Raw genomic sequence first — 22457 nt, forward strand, 5'->3', positions numbered from 1 at the left:
AATCTATAAAAGTAAAATAAAACTTTTCATCGTTATTTTTGAAATGTAGCTCTACACCACAATTTGATATTTCAGTAAGCTTTTCATAAATCCAATTTATCTTTGTTTCATTGCCACTCATTGTTGTGTAAGATTTTCTTAGATTGTATGGACTCATTACAATTTGACATATAGCTTTATCTTTGTAGAGATTGAACTCACCATTGCCTTTAATGTTAGTAAAGATACATTCTAAAATGTCTTTATGTTTTTGTGTGAGTAATCTACCTGTGATAGTAATCCGCATAAATAAATCATCTCTTAGAATATATTGTTGATTGTTTTCTAAAAATGTTTTATAGATTCTGCTTTTTGTAATGTTTTTGCTTGGCAGGAATAATCCTAAGAAGTTTTCAAATTTAGTGCTTGTGAAGTGTTTTTTGTATTGCTCTAAGATATGTAGCATATCATCAACATTAGCTAACATGATGTATCCTTATTTTAAATTAAAAGAGATTAACGCCTTGATTGTTTTGCTTTTGTGCTTCTTCCCATTTTTTAGTTTCATCATCGCTTTCACTGATAATATTTATAAATCTATCAGTATTATTTATTGGTTGTATCTTTACTCTAGGTCTTGTCTTTATCTTTTTAGTTGGAATAACATCTATTATTTTTGTGCCATTTTGCCATTCTTTTCTTGCTCTTAATCCTAAATTATCTTTTGTGATTTTTAGTATTCTTTGTGTGCTAGGATTATCTTGTGTATCATTTATAAAATCTATTTCATATGCTAATCTTACTGCATCAATAAACGCAGAAGCTCCTCTGCTCTTGCTTGGCTCATTTGTATGTTGCTTTGTGTTATGATGTGTTATAAGGATTGATTGCTTATTTATTCTTGCAATCTTAGTAAGACAATTCATAAACGCTCTTGCTTGTGTATTGCTATTTTCATCTCCATTGTAGAAAGCAATGAGTGGGTCTATTACAATAAATTGAAAGGGTTTAAAAAGATTTATATAATTCTCAAGGTTTGATTCATTTAGTGCTGGTGGAATTTCATCGCATATATTTATTAAATCAAGGGGATAAGTTGCTCCTGTTTTAATGATATTTTGAAGTATTGCGTTTGCCCTTTCTGTTGAAATGCTTTTTGTATCTTCACTTAACCACAAAAGAGATTTTATTCTTTCAGGGCTAAGTGCAAGCTGCAATGCTATTTGAATGCTTAAGAAAGATTTGCCTTTACCGCCATTACCACTAATCATTGTAAGCCCATTTTCGCAAAGTGGCACAAAATGTTGGCATAAAAAGCTTTGCTCTTGAATTGCAACTTTACTCATTGGTTCTATTGAATGTTGAATATATTTAAACATGGAATCCTATCTACTTGCAATTTTATATTTTAATCAATCATTAATTAAATAATTTTATGCGAAAATATTCTGCCATTGTTAAATGTCTTTCACTCGCAAGTCTTTCTAATTCATTAAGCTCATCTTGCGTGCAATAGAATGTATAGGTTTTATCTCGCCTATTGGTAATTTTATTTCTACCCCTTGATTTCTTAGGTGGAATAGTAGAGCTTTCTGCATTTTCTACAAAAGATTTATTAGCAGAAATATCTTTAAATACGCTTTTTTTATCTTTATCAAATACAGACATCTTATAGTATCCTTTCATTATTTTAAAAATGATTATAAAATTATAACAAAAAAATTTTAAATGTATTAAATATAAATTTTATATATTCTTTTCATATATAATATATTACTATATTGCATATGATAAAATCATATAAAACTAATATATCATATATTTTTAATCATTTTTATACTTGTTTAACAATTCTTTAAAAAGCTGATTAAATTCATTTTTTGCTTTATTTTGTGGTGCATTCATTTCAGTGATTCCTAATCCTTGAGTTGTTGCCATACGAAAAGCTTCTCTATCATAAAGCACAGAATCTAAGAGTGTAATATATTGTTTTTCTTTACTTGAAAGTAGCTCTTTGAACTCTGCTATTTTATTTTTTAGACTCGCATTAGTAAAAGCTCTGCTCATTACAATAAAACATTTCAAATCTTTATTACCCATTTCTCTAGCTTTTTCAATCAGATATAACATGTTATTTAATACACTTAAATCATATTGACTTGGATATACAGGGATTAATACCATATCAGCAACACTCAAAGATTCTCTCATCTCTTTACTATCTCTACCGCCAGTGTCTATAACTATTGAATCAAATTTTTCTACACTCTTTTTAAGGAGAGCAATAAGATTGTCCTTTTCAGCTATATATTTAAATGCTTGAGCTAACCCCTCATTTTTGCGTATCTCTACAAAAACCTCTCCACTCTTTTGTGGGTCGCTATCTACAAATAAGACACTATCGCCCTCATTACTTAACTTACATGCTAGATTTATAGCTAATGTAGTTTTTCCACTGCCACCTTTTTCATTTATTATTGCTACTATCATTGGAATCCTTAAAATATATTTTAAGGATTTTATCACAAACAATATAATAATATATAAAACATATAAAAGTTATTATATATACATTTTAAATATATTCTAAATTTATTATAAATAATATAAAAAATATATTTTGAATGTATATATAATCAATTTTTAATATATTATTAAATAATGTAATAAATATATAAATTTTACTTGTATTAAAAAATATTGCTCGTTCGGCAATTCTTACTCTTTTGTTTGAACGCTCTGTTATAATCGTTCTGTATGCTATTTTTTGGGGTTTTATATGACTTTGTTGATAGAAAATGCGAATGCAAAAAACGATAAAGGCTATTAGATCTGTGCTAGATTTAGATTCTAATGCGACATTAAATGTTTTGCATGATTGCACTCATAATCCTAGCACATTAGATAATTTGGTTAAATGAAGCTAATGAAGCAGAAAGGATATAAGGATTATTACAAGATTGTTTATATCCCTTTGAGTAGGCTATCACTTATTAATATTTTCTTTAAAAAATGCTAAGAGCCTTTCATAGATTCTATCCCTGCGTTTTTCTATATCCTCTTTTAGCCAATCACTTTTAGGATATTTAGCTAATTCTTGTGCTTCTAAAAATTTTGATTTAGCATATCTTTCTTTCTTGTTATCAAAATAGTCATTACTTGCTTGTATGTTTATCTTTTTCTCAAGCCACATTTTATTGCCAATAGATTCTATAAATGGCTTTGCTTCATCTTTATCCCAGCCTTTATACTCTGCTCTAAATTTTTGTGGGAAAATATGCTCTATATGTGAGCCTTGAATAATACCCACTTCTTGCTCTGGGTATTCTAAGTGCAAATAAAGCGTTAAAAGGCTTTTTATAAGGCTACTTGCTCTAAAAAATTGCTCTTTAAATAGAATCTCATTTTCTAAAAGTCCCTTTGTGTTTGTTTTAAAGTCTAGCTCCCCTTTTTCATATAAAGATACATAAGCATTAAAGACTATCGGTCGCACTTCAAATAAAGACTGCTTATTGATAAGCTTTACAAGGAAGTTTGCAATGAGTTTGGCTAAAAACTGCTCGTGGTTTTTAAAATAATCAAGCCCTTTGTCTCTACAATACATAAAATACACGCTATCAAGGTATTTCCAATATTCATTTGGTATATGCTCTAGCACTTCATAAAATTGCAAGGATTTTTGGCTATACTGATTGTCATATTCGCCATTCCAAAATTTACTCAATTCCTCAATCTCATTCATCGTTGTATCTTGTTGTAAAATGTCTTTTGTGAAAAATTGCCTTAAACCCATTTCGTTGCCATTATTTTTTTGTCTAGCTCGTATCAAGTGCATATAGTTTCTAAAGATAAACTTCATATCTATATCATCATTCCCATTGTCTTTAAGGGATTCTTCAATCTCTTTCCATTTTTTTCCAAAGGCGGCTTTCTCTTCTTTTGTTTGTTTAGTTTTAAAAATAATGCCCTTAAATATATCAGGATCACTGAGTGCCATACCACGATTATTGAGAGTATTAAAGATTCTTAACGCATTTTCTTCTTTTTTCTCATCATCTGCCCCATCACATTCAATAGGTAAAACAATACATTGTTTAAGCAGTGTTTGACAAAATTGTAACCAATGCACTCTAACACCCGATGTGTCTTTTTGTGTATTTAAAACAAAATAAAGATAGTTTCTCTCATAAGCGGATTTAGAATCTCTAATTGTTTTATCTATGTCTTCAGGTAAAGTGTAGGTGTCTTGCAAGATTTGTTCTAAAATTTCTTTATCCTTATCATCTGCTACTTCACTTATCAAATGGTATTTGTTCTTATCTGCTTCATCTGTTATTTCATCAATTTCCCACAAACAAGATTCAATCCGCCTTTTTAATCCCGCTAGATTCTTATCATTATTAGTGTATTGCAATGTTTCATTATAGACTGCCTTAAGCAGTAGCGTAAGCGTAGTGGTTCTTTGCTGTCCGTCTATTATATGTTGCCTACCATCTTGTTTATACATTACAATAGAGCCTAAGAAATACTCATCCTCATCATACTTATCTATGTCTTTTTTACTTTTAAAAAATTCTACAATATCATTCCACATTTGTTCGCAATGCTCAAGCTCCCAAGCATAAGGTCTTTGATAAATAGGGATTAAAAACTTATTTTTAGAAAGATAGTCTATAATACTTTTTCTCTCTGTTTTCATTTCTGCCATTGTGTTCTCCTTGTGTAAATAAATTAAACTACGAGTTTTCTAAGTCCTCTTAAGACTTCTACCATAGCAAGTGTATCTAGCTTACAATAGGCTAGAAGCGATTGCCTTGTTTTATAGATAGAATCTTTATCCATAGATTCCATAGCTGGAAATGCAAGCATTGCGTCTCCTCCATTTGCGATACCACCTTGTTTTGCTAAATCTTTATAGCCATTTTCAATATGTGGGGCAAGGATAGGTTGGATTACCTTGATAGAGTGAGACCCACCTTGTTTATAATCATAAAAATGTCGCTCTTTAAAAGGAGATTCTAAGTCTTTTAGATTTGCTATAATATTTAATAAATGCTCGGCATATTGTGGAAATGTTTCCGCAAGACTTTTTAATACATCTTTCTCAAAGCTCATATGATAAGCAAGGACACAAGCATTTTGTGGAATATCTTTTATAAGTTGTCCTGTCAGCTCTAAGCGTGGGTCGCAAAATGTTTGTGGTAAAAACTCTTTGTGTTCTGTGTCCCCATTCTCATATTCAATATGCAAGGAATATTGGAAAGGGATTTTCATATTTGGCTTTGTATTATCCCATAGTGGAACAACAGGGCTAAATGTTTCAAAGTCTAAATGATAGATAGGATAGGTTAGCTTTTGTAAAAAGTCTTTTATTTCATCTTTTTTTACCACTCTGCTTTTAGCTTGAAAAGATTGTATTTGTAAGCGTTGCTTATCTTTAAAACAACTTGTATCTTTAATATCATCTAGCTTTAATAGATTCTGTTTATATAACTCAAACATCTTTTTTTTAGTAAAGCTTTGGTCTCCCACAATATTAAAAATAGTATCTTGTCTTGGAATCTCAAGCACCTTATAAAAGCAGTACTCTTTAGCTTCGCATTCATAAGGGGTAAAGCAGTGAAGTCCTATTGTAGTTTGTGGCTCACTTTTTTGTGTATGTAGAAAGCTTTTTGCTTCTTGTAGATTCTGTGTGGTTATAGTCTGTAAGTCTATAATCTCTTGTGTAACATCATCAATTACAAAAAGCTTCTCTAACTCTAGCTCCCCATATCTCTCATAGTTTGCATTTATGCGTATGAGATTAGCACACGCTATGTTATAGCCTAGATTCTGTATTACATAATATTGCAAGGCTATGTCTGTGAGATATTTTTCTTTAGCTTTTTTATCATCGCTTAGTTTGCTTTTTTTTGTGCTAGACTTCACTTCATTAATAACTACACTGCCATTTTCTAAAACTTCTAAAATATCAACCATTACTACAATATCATCATAGATAAAGGTTGCTTCATAGATATATTTTGTGTGTTCTTTGATAAGCTTTTGTGTCATTTCTGCTTTTTGAAAAAAGCTAGAATCTTCAAAGCTAATCCTTGTGCCATTTGGATATAACCTACAGGCTAACTCACCTACTAAGATTCCATTCTCCATTATAGAATCTAAGCTTTTATTTGGTGTGAATATATCTTTTTGGGCTTTGCGATTGAGTTTAAGCCAAAAGAGTTTAGGGCATTGCAGATAATATTGATAAAGTGTTTTAGAGAGACCCATTATAAACCTACTACTTTTCTAGTTCCCCATAGGTATAGGCACTAGCTCCCTCAAACATATCCTCCATTTCATCTACATTGCTAATATCCCAAGATTCTAAAGATTGATTAAAACTTGTAGCATTTCTAAACATACCATTCATATTTCCTACACCGCTTACATCCCAAGAATCTAGTGGTTGATTGAATGAGGTAGCTTCCTCAAACATACTTTCCATATTTTCCACACTTTCAGTTTCCCAATCTGCTAATGGTTGATTAAAGCTTGTAGCATTATAAAACATACTTTCCATATTTGTTACACCGCTTACACACCAAGAATCTAAAGGTTGATTAAAAGCTGTAGCACTAGCAAACATGCGACCCATATCAGTTACTTCGCCAACACACCAAGAATCTAATGGTTGATTAAAGCTTTCAGCCCCACAAAACATTCCATTCATATTCCATACGCTATCTACTTCCCAAGAATCTAGCGGTTGGTTAAAAGCTTTAGCTCCATAGAACATATCACTCATATCCCCCACATTAAACACATTCCAAGATCCTAAAGGTTGATTAAAGCTTTCAGCTCCACAAAACATACAACGCATGGTTTCTACATTAGATACATCCCAAGAATCTAGCGGTTGGTTAAAAGCTTTAGCTCCAGCCATATCCTCATAATCACCACCAAACATATTACTCATATCCGTTACATTAGATACATCCCAAGATTCTAAAGGTTGATTGAATGAAGTAGCACCAGCAAACATTCCGCTCATATCCGTTACATTAGATACATCCCAGTTATTTAATGGTTGATTAAAGCTTTCTAGTAGATAATCAGGTGTAAATTTATCACACCCAAACATAAAACTCATATTTTCTACATTACTTACATTCCATTTCTCTAATGGCTGATTAAAACTTTCTGCTTCAGCAAACATATTACTCATATCCGTTACATTAGATACATCCCAAGATTCTAATGGTTGGTTGAATAAGATGGCTTTCTCAAACATTCCGCTCATGTTGGTTACTTGACTTACATTCCATTTCTCTAGTGGCTGATTAAAAGCTTTTGCTTCAGCAAACATATTACTCATATCAGTTACATTACTTACATCCCAAGATTCTATCCCATCAAATTTCTCTCTTTCTGTTTGAAGAAATAATTTTGACATATCAGTAATAAGACTTGTGTCAATGTCGCCTAGATTAATTTCAGGGTTATTTACCAACTCTTTTAGCTCATCTTTTGTTTGTGGTTTAAACTTTGCCATATTAGCCCTTTAAATCTTTTAATTATTTTTGTAAATCTCTCTCGTAAGTGTAAGAGGTAGCATTATCAAACATACACAATGTGCTTACATTAGCTTGTAAAGCCCAAGAATCTAGTGGCTGATTAAAGCTTGTAGCCCCAGCAAACATATTACGCATAGCAGTTACATTACTTACATCCCATTTATCTAAAGGCTGATTGAAACTTGTAGCATTTTCAAACATGCTAGACATGTATCTTACTTGATTGACTTTCCATTTATTTAAAGGCTGATTAAAGCTTGTAGCCCCAGCAAACATATTACTCATATCAGTTACACTAGATAAAGACCAAGATTCTAAAGGCTGATTGAAACTTGTAGCACCCTTAAACATACTATTCATATTATCTACATAGAAAACTTCCCAGCTATCAAGTGGCTGATTGAAAGAAGTAGCATTTTCAAACATATCATTCATGTTTCTTACTTTACCCACTTTCCATTTATCAAGTGGCTGATTAAAGGCTTTTGCTCCACTAAACATGCCTACCATATTTATCACTTTGCTTACATTCCATTTATTCAAAGGCTGATTAAAGCTTGTAGCATTTTTAAACATCCTTTTCATATATTTTACTTTATTGACTTTCCACTTTTCTAACGGCTGATTGAAAGAAGTAGCATTTTCAAACATTTCAGTTGTCTCTATTACTCTAGTTATTTGCCATTTTTCTAAAGGCTGATTAAAGCTTGTAGCCCCACAGAACATATTACGCATGTTTTCTACTTTACTCACATTCCAAGATTCTAAAGGATGATTGAAAGAAACAGCTTCCTCAAACATATTATCCATATACTCTACATTGCTGACATCCCAAGAATCAAGTGGCTGATTAAAGGCTTTTGCTCCCTTAAACATGCTACTCATATACTCTACTTTACTCACATTCCAGCTATTTAGTGGCTGATTAAAAGATTCCGCATTTTCAAACATCCTAGACATATTATATACATTACTCACATCCCATTTATCTAAGGATTGATTAAAGCTTGTAGCTCCAGCAAACATGCTACTCATATACTCTACTTTACTTACATCCCAAGATTCTATACCACTGAAATCTGTCCGCTCTGTGTCGCAAAATAGCCCTGACATATCAGTAACAAGACTTGTATCAATGTCGCCTAGATTTACTTCAAGGTTATCTACTAATTGTTTTAACTCATCTTTTGTTTCTGGTCGCATATTTAATGTTTTGCTGTTAGTATCTTTATTTTTTAGATTTTTATTGTGTGTATAAGACTTAGCCCCAGCAAACATAAACGACATGTATTCCACATTGCTAACATCCCATTTATCTAAGGATTGATTAAAGCTTGTAGCATTTTTAAACATACATCTCATATCATTTACTCTACTTACATTCCAGCTATTTAGTGGCTGATTAAAAGATTCCGCATTTTCAAACATCCTAGACATATCATATACATTGCTAACATCCCATTTATCTAAGGATTGATTAAAGCTTGTAGCCCCAGCAAACATACCACTCATACCACTTACACTACTCACATCCCAAGAGTTTAGTGGTTGATTAAAGGCTTTTGCTCCACTAAACATATTACTCATATCACTTACTCTACTTACATTCCAGCTATCTAGTGGCTGATTAAAAGATTCCGCATTTTCAAACATATTATCCATACCAGCTGCACTACTTGCATCCCATTTATCTAAAGGCTGATTGAAACTTGTAGCATTTTCAAACATATTCCTTATCCATTTTACCCTAGACACATTCCAAGAGTTTAGTGGTTGATTAAAGGCTTTTGCTCCACTAAACATCCCATCCATAGCGGTTACATTAGATACACTCCATTTATCTAAAGGCTGATTAAAAGATTCCGCATTTCCAAACATATAGCCCATTCTAACTACCTTAGACACATTCCAAGAGTTTAGTGGCTGATTAAAGGCTTTTGCTCCATAAAACATACTACTCATATCATCTACTTTACTCACATCCCATTTATCTAAAGGCTGATTGAAACTTGTAGCTCCAGCAAACATACCATCCATATTAGTTACCTTAGACACATTCCAAGAGTTTAGTGGCTGATTAAAAGAAGTTAAACCATTAAACATATAACCCATATCAGTTACCTTAGATACATTCCACTTTTCTAAAGGCTGATTGAAGCTTGCAACTTCCTTAAACATACATCGCATAGTAGTTACATTACTTACATCCCAAGATTCTATACCGCTAAAATCTGTTCTCTTTGTGCCACAAAATAGCCATGACATATCAGTAACGAGACTCGTGTCGATATCACCTAAGTTTATTTTCAAATCATCTACTAACGCCCTTAGCTCATTTCTTGTTTTTGGTTTAAACTTTGCCATTTTAACTCCTTGATAGCTGAATTATTCCTATGTGTTGCAACACACGAAAAAGCGATACTACAAAAAAAAAAAAACAAGTCAAGGGTTTTTTGCGTGAAGCTGATAATTTTTCATATTTTTTTATTAACTTTGGATTTTTTACACAAGAAGTCTAAGAGTTTGGTGATGAATATTTTTTGCAAGGTCTAAAGCGTATAAAAATAATAAAGAGTCTGTATTAAGCAATGATAACAAAGCAGTGTAATTGTCTATAAACAGATACAAGGCTATAATATGGACTTAAATGAGTTGTCAATTTTTCATAAATCTAGATTCTACTTGTATATTGTGTGATATTGCATGTATCAAAAATTTTTCTTGTATGAATGAATTTAGCGTGTATGGAGTGAGAGTATTTATATTTCAAGTTTAGAAATATATGTTGCGTGTATATAGATTTTACTTGTATCAAAAAGTATTGCTTGAGTTTTCTTATCTTATTTGCGAAAATGGCATAAAAATATCCCCCTATACACATCGGAATCTATCTCTCCATACCTTTTGTTTTTTTGCTTTGTTGTAATTCTTTTTCTCTATTTTCTTTCATCTTTTTAATTATTTGTAGAAAATCTAGATTCTCTTGCGTTATCGTTCTATCAGCTATTCTTAAATGTGGCTCTGCATTACCATAGTGAAACTTTACATAATCTACACCAAAATATTTTTTTAAACTCATCTCAAGATCTTTATCATTCTTAGCAGTTTTTAACGCAATAGCTATGCTCTCACGCACAAGAGCAATATTTGTTTCAAGCACTTTTTCCCCGCTTAGATTCTCAAACTCTCGTGCGATTGTATTTGCATTATTACTGCCTATCACTTTGCTTAGGTAGGTATAGGTATTATAGGTTTCCCCACTTTTAAAATCATGGATTAGATTAGAATCTTTAATGACTGCATATTTTGCATGTGCTGTTTTTATCATATCATAGCCATCATTGTATTCATTTTTAATGACTTCATAATTTCTTATGAGTGTAGTAATGGGTGTATTTATAATAGCTTTAAATCCATTCTCACTAAGATAGCTTAAAGACTTTGTTTGGTCTAATAGTGGCATGTTTTTAAATGCGTTAGGATTTGATTGTATTGTTGCAATTTTTTCTTGTTCTTGTTGTTTTTTTGCTTCTCTCTCACGCACATTTATAATGGCTTGTGCTTCAAGGTTTTTAATATTCATTATGCGTTCGCCTTGAATAACATGTGGAGTAGCACCAAGTAAGCTCTTGTCATAATATCTTGCTTTATCACTTAAAGCTTTAGTATCTACAAACTGCTCAATCTTTAAAGCCCTTGTGCTTAGATATTGAAATTCTCTAAAGGTTTTAGAATCTAATAACGATAAAGGTGTTTGTGTAGGTATAATAATGCGGAATCTATCTACTGCTTTTTTATCGCCTTTTTCCTTTTGATGATTCTTGCTTGGGATTATGAGAGTTTTAATACCTATATCTTTAAAATGTTTGACTGCTTGTTGAATGCTAAAGTAGGGCATATTCTCATCATTATCAATATCAAAAATCAATAAGTTGTGAAATCCATTTACATTTTCGCCTTTGCGATAATCATCTTTAAATGTTGCATTAGAGTAGCGATGAGTTTTAACAACATAGGCTAAACTCTCAAGGCTATCTACATGTTTTACTCTCCAACCACTTGTAGCATAATTTGTATTATCATCACAAATTGAAATATTCATATCTAGCTTCACTGATTCTCCTTGTAGTTGCTGTTGCATTCTCTTAAAGCGTTCTCTCCAATCTTGTTGTTTTGGTGTTTCTTGTGTCTTTGCAATATCTGTTGTTTTTATATCTAATTGTTGTTTGTAAAGATTATTACAAATATTTATGGCTACATTAGCTTGTATATTTAGCTCGTGGCAGAAAAAATCAATGATATTCTTAGGCTTTTGTCTGTTCTGTATATTATTGATTTTATTATCTTCTGTTAGCTCATAATTATGTGTATTAAGCTTGTAGTGCTTTATAGCATAATCTAGCACACTTTGTGCGTTAAGCTCTCTTTTTAATACATCTAAATTTGTATTATTTATTACTTTTTTGTCTTGTTCTGTTTGGAGTAGTGAATCAAGTGGGGATTTTGGTCTTGTTTGTTTTCTTTGTGGAGCTTCATATTTGGCTTGTAACTTATAGGCGATTTGTCTTTCACACTCTTCTTTAAACTCTTTAGTGCCACTTATTTTAAGTGTAGAGAGATTCCATTCTTTAGCAATGGCAATATCTAGCATTAAAGCAACTTGTTCTTGTATATTGCTTGTATGTTTGCCAATTATCTTATCGCCACAATCATGCACTTCAATATGTTTAGCATTGCTTATAAATCTAATCTTACTTTTATGTGTTGTATCAATGAAAAAAGTGCTTAAATTTGTATGTAATCGTGTTTGATAAATATTAAAAGCAATTTTTTGTTGATAGAATTGTAAGCTATTTTCTTGCACCTCTTGTGATTTTTTAGTTGCTTTTTTTGGTTGTCTTCTTGGGAGCATAGCCATTTTTCTTTTTTCATAAAAGCTCTTTAATATCTGTTCTTTTTCATAAAAGCTTTTATTTGTATATGGGAGAGCTTCTTTTTGAGTAAAATCTAGATTCTCAAATCCCTTTCCTCTTAAGTTTATATCCTTGCCATTTGGATTTATAATTTTAAAATAATGATTATTCTTTGTTTTAATCTCTCTAAATTGATAATTATTTTGTGTTAAAAAATCTAGCAATTCTTGCTTCGTGTGTATATTTTTTGTTTGTTCTATTAAAGCTTTTCTATTGAGTAGAATTTGTGTATTTTTATTTCTCTGTCTTGCATAATCTCTTGGTTGTGTTAGGTTATATTTTTCATTGGTGTAGCTCTTAAAGGTTTCATCAATGTATTGATTAAAAAAATGTTGTTTTAGCTTTTTATCTGTCTGTGGATTATAAAGCATTATACCTAAATGAATATGTGGTAATCGTTCTTTATCATGTTCGAATTTGATGATAGGTGAGTGCATTTCAGCATAAGCAATCACTTCATTATCTATATCATATCCACTTGTGTAATGTGTAATATAGTCTTGCACTAAATTTTGTAATAGATGTTGTTTTTTATCTGTCTCTAAATTATCTAGCATAGCTATATCATCTTTATTAAATGAGAGTGTTATATGCAGATAATTATTTGAATAATTTTTATGAGTATTTAGAAAATGTTCGCATGATTTAAATATATCAAGGTTACCATAAATAGACACTACTTTATCTTTTTCATTTCTTAAAAATTCAGAATCTTTCCTTTTTCCACTTTCTAAATATTCACTCAATCCAATTTTATTGCGTGTAACTCTTGCTAACATTTTACAGCACTCAATATATCTTGTAAATGATAGTTTATATTTTGTAATTCTAGGAGTAAATTCTCAAAACTTATTTCATCAATATTATTAGCGTTTCTAGCAATATTTAGGTTATGTGCTATTTGATTAACATTGTTACCTATCTTATTTATACTTGCTATTAATTGGGATATGTGCTTGGAGTTATTGTGTGATACTTTGTTATTTATAATCGCTTCCCTTAATAGCTCACTGCTTGTTTTATTTGCTTCCTTTGCTTTATTCTCTAGTATAAGCTTTAGCTCTTTACTTAATCGTAGATTGATAGTTGTATCTTTCATAATATTACTTTATTGCGTCATAAACGCTTGGGATTTTTAAGGGCAAAGCCCTTAAAGCACACGCCTTTTATAGTAGCGTAGCGTATATACAAAGGCTGGTGTGCCTATATTGATAATTTTAGCATACTTTGTTTTTATTTATGTTATAGTTTTTATTTATGTTATAATTTTTCAATTTATCTAATCAATAAGGAATGCGTGATGAATGATGATTTTATTGTTAATGAAAAACAAAAACAAGAGTTCCCAACAAAGGAACAGATTGAGGCTAAACGAAAAGAGTTTAGGGCTATGGCAATTAAGCCAAAAGAGAAAATAAATAAAAGAACACCACTTACTCAATTTTTGCTTTTAATAAAAAGTGATATTATAGATGCCATTAAGAGTGGCTCTAGCAATCAGCAAATTGTGAAAAGTATTGAAAGTGTATATAGTGTTAAGATGAGTGTAGGAACATTTGTAAATTTCTGTAAGTCAAATAATATAAAGACAAAAACAAGAAATAAGGTGGAAACTAAAGCTAAAGAAACACAAGGAGAGATAAATGGAGAATAATCAAAAACAACTTCATATTGATGATGAAAAAATGGACTATATTATTGAATTGTTTGAGCTATCAAATACAACATTATCAAAGCAAGAAGCAGTTTTACAAGCAACTAAGGATACACAACAACAACTTGAGGAAGAGATAAAAGCACTCATTCAATTTCTCACAAACTTGAAAAATAATGTTATTAATGAACAATCTAATGTAACAGAAAAGTTAAAAAAAGAATATGATGATGTATTGAATAAAGCAAGAAATAGTAGTTTTCCATTGTTGGAATCTTATATAAGCGACAATGTAAATAAAATGATACCAGAAAATATGAAATTAAAAAATCTAGTTGATGAAGCACGAAGTATATCACAAATAATGTATAGGAATTTGGAGTCATACGATAATGCAATACGGAAACATAACAAAAAGACTCTTTGGAGCATGTTTGCTGGTGGCTTTATTTTTTCAGCTCTTATCTCTAGTATATTTTTTATATATTTTGTTGGAGATTGGTTTGTAAATATAAAGCAAGATGAATTAAGTCGCATAGAGAGAGCCATAGAAAGTGCAAATGATTTACAACGATTTGTTATTTCAAAAAAGCTTGATATTCAGGTTGGTAGAGTTTGTGGGGAACATGAATGTATAATTGTAGATGAGAAAAATACACTAAATGTTCTACTCTTAACAGATAAAAGCGGTGCAATTATATTAAAGTAAAGTTTATTTTAGATTATACCCTCACTCTTAAATGCTTCTTTGATAGTATTATAAGTTTTAAGAGTGCCATTTTTTCTTTGCATTTCTGCTTCTTGCATATCTTGCAATATTTGCTTTTCAAATTCTTTTGGATAGCCATTTTCTGTATATTCTAATTCACTTTCTATTCCTTGCCTACTTTCACATATTTCAATATCTGCATGTATTTCACTTGCTAAATCTTTGAAATTCTTTACAAACTCTTGCTTTACATTCTTAATTACTAAGGTCATGCTATTTCCTTTCTTTCATGTTACTAACTTATTTGTTCGTATAGCCATTCTCTGTAAGATTCTCACTTATATGATTTTGACTTACTTCATCATTTGTGCCTTGTGTGGTAGCATTGTTGTTATCACATTCTACAAGTGTTTTCATATTTGCTTTAACACCATTTGCTAATCCTTGAAATGCTTCTACATACTCTTTTTTACATTTTTAATTATTAAAGTCATGTGTATCCTTTGCATGTAATTTATGTTAAAACATTATTATTTATGATACTTTATCATAAGTTATCATAAATGATTATAAATTATAAATAGTTACAAAGTATCATAAAGAATTATGAAATATGATAAATAATCATAAAATTAAAAACAATGCCTTTATCATATCCTATGCCAACTAGCATATCTAAAATCATTTAAAGCCATCAATACAAAAACCCAAAGAGCCACAATGGCACTTTCGCTCCAAAGCCTATCTCTAAATCATCAAGTGCTAAAAAAGCATTATTTATATCTTTAATTTGTGTAAAGCTTTTATTCTTACCGCCTATCTCAAAGATATATTTATTCTCACAGATAAAATCTCCACTTTTATGCGTATAGATTCCATTATTATTATGTATTGTATAGTAGTTGTTTAATTGATTAAAAAAGAAGCACTCTCTTAGATTACCAATATTTGCCTCTTTAATCTGCATTAAATTTGGATTTGCTAGATAAATCTTTTCAGGCTTATCCATATTTTTAAACTTTGAGCTATCAGCCATTAAAAGCTTAATAATCTCTGCTGTATCCAGCATATATAAATATTCTTTCAATGTCCTATCATCACTGATTTTTACACTTTCTTTGATTTTACTTATATTTGGAGTAAATGGAGCATTTTGTATGATTGCCCCGAGTAATTGCTTTATTTTTCTAATGCTTACACCGCTTAATTTAGGATTAACACTCAGTAAATCGTTTTCAATAGTTGTGTTTATTTGCTGATTAAGTGTGATTTTAAAAAGATTAAGTGGCATTTGTATGTGATATGGATAGTAGCCAAAGGTTAGATAATCTTTAAAGTGCTTTAAAATAGGCTTTGCTTGTGTAGCAATATCTTTTGCTAACTCTGTGTGATTATTTAGAAGTGTCTCAAGGTTTATAGGCATAAAGTTAAGCCCCATTTTTAGCTCTAAAAACTCTCTAAAACTCATACCGCACATATAATACACAATAGCCCTGCGACTTAAATCATGGCTTTGCTTGTGAATCTGAATTGCTCCAGAGCCAGTAGCAATAACCTTTAAGCTAGGATAGAAATCATAGATATTCTTTAGCTCAATAGCCCAATTCTCATATTTATGTATCTCATCTAAGCATAAGAGCTTACCGCCCATATTATAAAGATTGTGTGCTATATCTATAATGCTAGATTCCAAGCTTATATCATCTAAATTCACATATAAGGCTTCATCATTTTTATAATGTGTAGCCATATATTGTGCTAGAGTAGTGCTTTTACCTATCCCTCTAGCCCCTAAGATAATAGAGATTTGAGGTTGAAAAGTATGTGTATGGATAAAGTAGCGTTTATAAGGCAGGTTATTTAATCTTACAAAATCTTGACTTTTAATAAATAGAGTATCTAGCATTTGAATCCTTATCCTTAATATATGTAATGCAATACATATATTATAGCAAATATGTAGTAATGCGATACATATTTAATGATAGATTCAAAAGCATGTAAATATGAAAGCTTGATAGTTAGATAGATTTTATACATACAAAAGCATTGTTTATGATATTTTATCATAAGTTATCATAAAATAGCTTTTCCTATTCACAAAGCTTGGGTGGGGCTGGGTTGCGTGGTGTTTTTAGCCCTGCTTCCGCTTTGCTTCCTTTCTGTTCCCTAATTTTCCCCTCCTTTGTTTTCTGTGTCTGTATGCTTAATGTGTTGAATAATTTCTATTGTTTCATCTTTTAGCACTATATGTATGCTTTCATATCGATTAAAAACAATGCCTTTATTATATCCTGTGCTAACTAGCATATATTCTGCCTTTCTTAACGCTTCATCTTTGTCTCTTGTGTTAAATCCCATGCTGACTTTTGGGATTAAATCTGGTGCTTCTTGTATTTCATATATTTCATGCCACATGTCTAAGCAAAAGGTTTCTGTATACTCAAATTCTTTATTCATGTCTTGGTATTCTTGTGTTTTTGTATATTCTTGCCACTCAATATATCTTTGTATATTTTCATACACAACATTTTCTAGCCCTTTTATCTCTTTCTTTATACTCTCAACTATTTTTTCCTGCTCCCCTATATCTATTTGTAAATATGCAAGTTCTCTTGAAAAGATAGCTTTTAATGAGTGTATAGAATCTACTATTCTTGATTCAATAACTTCGTATTCTTGTCTCATGTCTCAATCCTTTTCTTTTGTTGTATTGTATGCTAGAATACCAAAACCTAAAAATATGACACCAAATACAAAATATTCCATATTTATTCCTTGCTAGCTTTATATATTTGCTTAATAAGTTTTCTCGTTTTCTTATTAATAAAAAAAGCACTTATTGCAAATACAAAAGAAAATATTACGGCAAGTATCACAAGCCACAATTCTGCTTTATCATAGTTTGTAGCCATCCAACCCACAAGCGTGATAAAAGTAGCCACAACAACACCAAAGAAAAATTTAAAATAACTTAACTCTTCTTTTAATCCATCTGGCTTTGGCATGTTTGACCTTATATGTTTTTTGATACTAATGCTATACTAGCAAAAAACAACCAACACCACAAAGATATATACTACCAAATAATACCATTTCCATAATCACAATTTTGCCTTTGCTTTAAACGAGTTTAACAATATGCTTTTGTTGTTTTATTTTTTGCTATACTTATTTGCGGAAGTTCCTTGTGGAATTTCTTTTGCATGTTTAACTTTCTTGTAAAGCCAAAATAGCATAGCTTTTTCTTTTCTCTACAACCCCCCCCCCTTTTTTTTTAAAGTTAAGGTAGTGTCTATTTTGTCTTAAATGTAATATATAAGCCTTATTTATACATAAATCTTATATATTTAATTATGCTTATGCCAATCTACTTAACTCATCAATAGCTTTTATAAAATTTACATCTTTTATTTTCATGTAGAGCTTTATTGTATCTCCACCATTTCCACAGCCAAAGCAATACCATAGATTTTTTTGTGGATTGATTGTAAAACTTGCTTTATTTTCTACATGAAAAGCAAACACACAAGGAGAAGCCATGCAAAAGAGATATGGCAGTGAAAGATTGAGTTTAATAAGATATGAGGGATAATTGAGAGAATATATTAAAATTATTACATATACTAAAACTCGTTATAATCACATTAAAATAGCATAAAATCTTAAAGGAGCTTATTATGACAGCTATGCCTACACAACAAACACAAAAACGCTCATTATTAGGCACTAGAATTGTATTAGATGAAGAAAAGATTCTAAGAGAGAATAAATATGACTTAAATAAAATGTATGAGCTTATTGATGAAATAGCGAAAGATTCTGGTCTTATAAAGATAGATAAATATACTTATCATTGCAAGGGTAATGATAAAGATTTAGCATGTTTGGGGATATTTGTATTACATCATTTAGTTGAATATGATTGGTTCACCTTAAATGTTAAAGAGTGGAATTGGATAAGTGAAAAAGAGGGGAATAGTGATTTAATAAGTAGATGTAAAAAAGAGGGGGAGGGTATTTGGCAATGAGTCTCTCTCGTAAGGCTATAAATTTTGATTTATCTACAAATGAGCTTAAAAAGCATTTTAACAATACCGCAGAAGCTTATAGTCAAATAAAAGATTTTATGCTTGAAAATGGTTTTACACATAGACAATATTCAGGTTATGCTTCTAAAGAGGTAATGGATGATTTTTCCATAGAGCTACTCACAAAAAGACTTTCTCGTAAATTTACTTGGCTCTCTACTTGTGTGCAGAACTTTGATGTAACAGATATAGGCGAACAACATGATTTAACACATTTATTTACAGATAGAACTTTACAGAAAGATAAAAATCTTATAAAGCAAGAATTAAAACAGTGATACCCATATAAATGCAAGACTATCCAAACCTTTAAAAATTCTCAAACTTAGGGATAGAATCTTATAAAAGTGGATTTTAGTATTGGAATTACATCCCCCCCCCCCCCTTTTTTTGTGTTGTTATCGATTTTAGAATTATCACTTAATATAGCACACTAGTAACTTTAGCTTATTTCCAAAATATCCTTAGATACCAACCTTTTTTGTTTTCTAGTTTCTAATCGTAACAAAGCTAAATATATAATTCACTTACTAAAAGAAATATAAGAATCTAAAACAGGTAAAAAGGTTAGAATGATAGGAATTTTTTGTGGGTGTTTTGCCCTAAAATGCTTTTCGGTTCTGCTATGATGATTTAAGTGTATTTGAAACGAGCGGTATTTTTCCTTTTAAGAAAAGGTTTAAACAAAGGAATATTTAACATTTGGTGCTATTTTCGCAAGTATCCTAAGTGTTCTTTATGTAGCTATAGAGAATGCCTTAGATTCTTAATTGAGTATATTAAAACGACAAATTAGGAATATTAAAGGTAGAAATTTGGAGTCTTAAAATCATGCTAAATATCTATAATTCCATAAAATCTTAAGGAGCTTATTATCATTATTAAGCACCAGAATTGTATGAGATGATGAACTACTAATATTGAATGGTATTAAATAATTTTTATCATTATCTATTGCCACTATCTGTTGATTGTTAAATTTGCCGACATTGTCTTTGTTTGATTGCTTCTTTCTCTTTATTATCTTTTATACGCTTATGAGCTTTCCTATATACTTTTGATATCTTTCCCCCATTGTTTTGTTTGATGTCAGCTTTCACAAACTACACCCCTGTATAATATGAAAACGCTTATTTTCATATTATTACAAATATGCGTTCAATGCCCTATATTACGGCTTTTTATCACATTTAAATAGAGTGTATTTTCATAAATTATATAATAATGCGAATAATGATTATAAGTTTTCATAATTTTTATGGTGCAGTGAAGCTTCATAAATATTTATAGTTTTAGTGCTATTTTTTCAGTGTTGTGTTTAGCTCTCACAGAATCTTATTTGTATCTCATAAAATACATTTAGGTGAGTTTTTTGCATTTTGAGTCAAGGCAACGAGTGGTAAGAAGCAACAAAGAATAAAAACTTGTGAGAGCTGACTAACTTTATTAGAGATTACCACTTCTTAAAGGGCGGGGGAATTACTTCCCCTTAAGCATTACCTTTTTAACATTACTACTAATTTAAACCTAAAAAGGCTAAATTTAATGTATAATGCTTTCAAAGCTATGTTTTTTCATAGCCTGTCCTTTTTTGAGATGTCTGCCCCTATTGCTAGGGGCGTTTAAATTATATTAAAAACACAATTCCGCATAACAAACACATTAACAACTTTTACAACCTTTCTAACAACAACGCATTAAAGCCAAAATAATACGACTTTTTACCCTTACCAACCACTGCCAAATATATAAAAAACTGCTTAGCCTCACATAAATTATGGTAAAAATATAGTAATACACTACATAATATGAATAATAAGCCCTTGTATCATATAAATATTTAAAATACACTAATAGATAATAAAATATAAATTTAATATTATTTAAAAATGGTTGTATAGTATGTTTTATATCATTAAATAATAAATTTTATATAATTGTATAATATTCTAATAAATTATTAATAATATATATAATATTAATTTAATATAAATAAAATAATGCTTATATATAAATTTCCACAAACACGCTAAATCTTTATCAATACTCACACCCAATTTTCTATGTTTAGATTCCCAACTCTTTGAAATTCTTTTGTGTTATTTGTAATAAGTGTTAAATCGTTGGCAAGAGCCATTGTCAAAATCAGCATATCCATAGCATCTATTAGAGACTTTTTATATTCTAAATCCGCTCTAATTTTAGCATATGCAAGTGCTTCTTTATAGCCAAATTCTATGACTTCAAGGTTTGCTAGGAATATATTAAAAGCATTTGTATTTGCTTCTTTGTATTGAGATTTTTCTACACTAAAGTAAATTGGGCTACACTGATAGAGCTTATAGCAATATCGCCTATTCTGTATTGTAAAAATCTATCTTTAATATATTGTGGTTTATTATTGATAATATAAATACATATATTTGTATCAAGCATTATTTTTGCCATTCTCTATCCTGGAATATAAGTTCATCTCGCTTTATTTCGCCCTTCTGGTGTTGAAACAATGTTGTTATTTATTTGTTTTATATTAAACTCACAATCTTTGGTAAGATTTAATGCCTTTGGTAATCTTATCGCAAGTGAATTGCCACTTTTAAATACTTTTGCTTTCATATTTAACCCCTAATAAATATATACAAATTTTATTAAACATTGCGAGATAAATCCTATTGACAGCGTTGTGTCAATATCCGCACTATTAGATTTTAGAATCTAAATCTAACTCATTTTATTCAAAACCCCATGACTAAAATACAGATTTTTGTCTATTTAGCACATAAAATGTTGAACTTTCCCCTATTTTTGTTGAACTTTCCCCTATTTTTGTTGAACTTTCCCCTATTTTTGTTGAACTTTCCCCTACTCTCTATAATATATTATAAGATTCTATAAAATCTTATAAAGGGTGCGTAAAAGGTATGGCTTCTAAAGAAGCCTACATTGTCTTTTTATCAAACGCCAAGCAAGCTTGTCTTTTTAATAAAAAAATGCGTTTCCAACGCCGTAAAAATAAGGTTTTTTAAATGAGCGTAAAAATGTCTTTTTGCTGTGGAGGGAGTATAGACTTTGCTTTGTTTGTTATGCTTTGATTGTAGCTTAGGGTTTCATTGTTATTTGTGAGAGTGATTCCAAAGTTTTGAATAAGAAAATCTTGAATCTTTGTTTCTTTTAAATCTTGTTTTATTTCGCTTAATTGTCGTTTAGATAGTGTTTTTTCAAATTGTAATTGCTCAAAGATTGAATCTAGTTTATATTGACTATTATTTCCTTTATGTGTAAGCATGTAGCGAAGTATTGCTTTGATTGGCTCTGTATGAACTTCTCGCTTTAAAGCTCTTATAGGATTTATTTCTTTTTTGCAGAAATCACTAAATTCTAGTAAAGGTTTTACATAGTCTGTGTATTCAAGCAGTAAGGTTTTAGCAAGAAAGTATGTATAGGCTTGACTGAAATTTATTACGATTAATTTATCACTTTTTTGATATATAG

At 30.3% G+C, this 22457-nt stretch carries 23 protein-coding genes and 1 pseudogene; 5 read left to right on the plus strand and 19 right to left on the minus strand.

The features are described 5' to 3' along the window. The 8 genes from C6H17_RS06745 to C6H17_RS06785 form a co-directional block, all read right to left on the minus strand. Positions 1-466: hypothetical protein (locus C6H17_RS06745; RefSeq protein ID WP_104731384.1), on the minus strand; the 466-nt coding region annotated here is incomplete at its 3' end. 19 nt (positions 467-485) lie between these two features. Then, positions 486-1325 (minus strand): AAA family ATPase, encoded by an 840-nt coding sequence (locus C6H17_RS06750; RefSeq protein ID WP_223808346.1) that lies wholly within the window; start codon positions 1323-1325, stop codon positions 486-488. 73 nt (positions 1326-1398) lie between these two features. Beyond that, entirely contained in the window at positions 1399-1647 is a 249-nt protein-coding gene (locus C6H17_RS06755; protein ID WP_020995668.1) for a hypothetical protein, read from the minus strand. A gap of 156 nt (positions 1648-1803) precedes the next feature. Continuing rightward, complete coding sequence (locus tag C6H17_RS06760) at positions 1804-2469, minus strand: AAA family ATPase (protein ID WP_005220018.1); 666 nt, start codon at positions 2467-2469, stop codon at positions 1804-1806. Between the two features lie 496 nt (positions 2470-2965). After that, positions 2966-4687 carry a DUF262 domain-containing protein gene (locus tag C6H17_RS06770; protein ID WP_005220019.1) on the minus strand — a complete coding sequence of 574 codons (1722 nt, stop codon included), beginning with the start codon at positions 4685-4687 and terminating at the stop codon, positions 2966-2968. A gap of 23 nt (positions 4688-4710) precedes the next feature. After that, positions 4711-6252, minus strand: a complete 1542-nt coding sequence (locus C6H17_RS06775; protein WP_005220020.1) for a DUF2779 domain-containing protein — start codon at positions 6250-6252, stop codon at positions 4711-4713. A gap of 10 nt (positions 6253-6262) precedes the next feature. Beyond that, positions 6263-7516: a BspA family leucine-rich repeat surface protein gene (locus C6H17_RS06780; protein WP_005220021.1), complete on the minus strand. Its 1254-nt coding sequence runs from the start codon at positions 7514-7516 to the stop codon at positions 6263-6265. A 22-nt stretch (positions 7517-7538) separates the two neighbouring features. Beyond that, entirely contained in the window at positions 7539-9902 is a 2364-nt protein-coding gene (locus C6H17_RS06785) for a BspA family leucine-rich repeat surface protein (RefSeq protein ID WP_005220022.1), read from the minus strand. 283 nt (positions 9903-10185) lie between these two features. On the opposite strand from C6H17_RS06785, the gene C6H17_RS13290 reads away from it, so the two are divergent. After that, positions 10186-10314, plus strand: a complete 129-nt coding sequence (locus C6H17_RS13290; protein ID WP_263363171.1) for a hypothetical protein — start codon at positions 10186-10188, stop codon at positions 10312-10314. Between the two features lie 111 nt (positions 10315-10425). Here the strand turns inward: C6H17_RS13290 and C6H17_RS12175 are convergent, their stop codons facing one another. Then, complete coding sequence (locus C6H17_RS12175; protein ID WP_005220023.1) at positions 10426-13290, minus strand: LPD7 domain-containing protein; 2865 nt, start codon at positions 13288-13290, stop codon at positions 10426-10428. After that, positions 13284-13610 (minus strand): plasmid mobilization protein, encoded by a 327-nt coding sequence (locus C6H17_RS06795; protein ID WP_005220024.1) that lies wholly within the window; start codon positions 13608-13610, stop codon positions 13284-13286. Before C6H17_RS06795 ends, C6H17_RS12175 begins: the two co-directional genes overlap by 7 nt. Before the next feature lie 201 nt (positions 13611-13811). On the opposite strand from C6H17_RS06795, the gene C6H17_RS06800 reads away from it, so the two are divergent. Both C6H17_RS06800 and C6H17_RS06805 read left to right on the plus strand, forming a co-directional pair. Then, positions 13812-14165: a hypothetical protein gene (locus tag C6H17_RS06800; protein WP_005220025.1), complete on the plus strand. Its 354-nt coding sequence runs from the start codon at positions 13812-13814 to the stop codon at positions 14163-14165. Further along, positions 14155-14874 (plus strand): hypothetical protein, encoded by a 720-nt coding sequence (locus C6H17_RS06805; RefSeq protein ID WP_005220026.1) that lies wholly within the window; start codon positions 14155-14157, stop codon positions 14872-14874. Before C6H17_RS06800 ends, C6H17_RS06805 begins: the two co-directional genes overlap by 11 nt. A gap of 8 nt (positions 14875-14882) precedes the next feature. Here C6H17_RS06805 and C6H17_RS06810 read toward each other — a convergent pair whose 3' ends face one another. The 5 genes from C6H17_RS06810 to C6H17_RS06835 all read right to left on the minus strand — a co-directional run bounded on the left by C6H17_RS06810 (position 14883) and on the right by C6H17_RS06835 (position 18402). After that, the gene (locus C6H17_RS06810) at positions 14883-15146 is read right to left on the minus strand and encodes a hypothetical protein (RefSeq protein WP_005220027.1); all 264 of its coding nucleotides are present in this window, start codon (positions 15144-15146) and stop codon (positions 14883-14885) included. Between the two features lie 422 nt (positions 15147-15568). Next, positions 15569-16780 carry an ATP-binding protein gene (locus tag C6H17_RS06820; RefSeq protein WP_005220028.1) on the minus strand — a complete coding sequence of 404 codons (1212 nt, stop codon included), beginning with the start codon at positions 16778-16780 and terminating at the stop codon, positions 15569-15571. 263 nt (positions 16781-17043) lie between these two features. After that, complete coding sequence (locus C6H17_RS06825; RefSeq protein WP_005220029.1) at positions 17044-17562, minus strand: hypothetical protein; 519 nt, start codon at positions 17560-17562, stop codon at positions 17044-17046. 83 nt (positions 17563-17645) lie between these two features. Further along, the gene (locus tag C6H17_RS06830) at positions 17646-17882 is read right to left on the minus strand and encodes a hypothetical protein (RefSeq protein WP_005220030.1); all 237 of its coding nucleotides are present in this window, start codon (positions 17880-17882) and stop codon (positions 17646-17648) included. 352 nt (positions 17883-18234) lie between these two features. Continuing rightward, a complete protein-coding gene (locus C6H17_RS06835) occupies positions 18235-18402 on the minus strand; it encodes a CHC2 zinc finger domain-containing protein (protein WP_223808347.1) in 168 nt (55 codons plus the stop codon). A gap of 152 nt (positions 18403-18554) precedes the next feature. On the opposite strand from C6H17_RS06835, the gene C6H17_RS06840 reads away from it, so the two are divergent. Both C6H17_RS06840 and vapD read left to right on the plus strand, forming a co-directional pair. Beyond that, positions 18555-18905, plus strand: a complete 351-nt coding sequence (locus C6H17_RS06840) for a hypothetical protein (RefSeq protein ID WP_020995670.1) — start codon at positions 18555-18557, stop codon at positions 18903-18905. After that, positions 18902-19243: a VapD family protein gene (gene vapD / locus C6H17_RS06845; protein WP_020995671.1), complete on the plus strand. Its 342-nt coding sequence runs from the start codon at positions 18902-18904 to the stop codon at positions 19241-19243. Before C6H17_RS06840 ends, vapD begins: the two co-directional genes overlap by 4 nt. A 1769-nt stretch (positions 19244-21012) precedes the next feature. Here the strand turns inward: vapD and C6H17_RS12935 are convergent. The 4 genes and pseudogenes from C6H17_RS12935 to C6H17_RS06860 all read right to left on the minus strand — a co-directional run. Next, on the minus strand, positions 21013-21330 hold the full coding sequence (locus tag C6H17_RS12935) for a type II toxin-antitoxin system VapC family toxin (RefSeq protein WP_317842942.1): 318 nt from the start codon (positions 21328-21330) through the stop codon (positions 21013-21015). Next, a complete protein-coding gene (locus C6H17_RS12940) occupies positions 21270-21413 on the minus strand; it encodes a PIN domain-containing protein (protein ID WP_223808345.1) in 144 nt (47 codons plus the stop codon). Before C6H17_RS12940 ends, C6H17_RS12935 begins: the two co-directional genes overlap by 61 nt. A 21-nt stretch (positions 21414-21434) precedes the next feature. Then, positions 21435-21581 carry a hypothetical protein gene (locus C6H17_RS06855; protein WP_020995667.1) on the minus strand — a complete coding sequence of 49 codons (147 nt, stop codon included), beginning with the start codon at positions 21579-21581 and terminating at the stop codon, positions 21435-21437. A gap of 406 nt (positions 21582-21987) precedes the next feature. Further along, positions 21988-22457: pseudogene (locus tag C6H17_RS06860) on the minus strand (hypothetical protein); the annotation flags it as partial.

Origin of the sequence: Helicobacter rappini (genome assembly GCF_900198625.1) — a bacterium.
GTDB lineage: Bacteria > Campylobacterota > Campylobacteria > Campylobacterales > Helicobacteraceae > Helicobacter_A > Helicobacter_A rappini.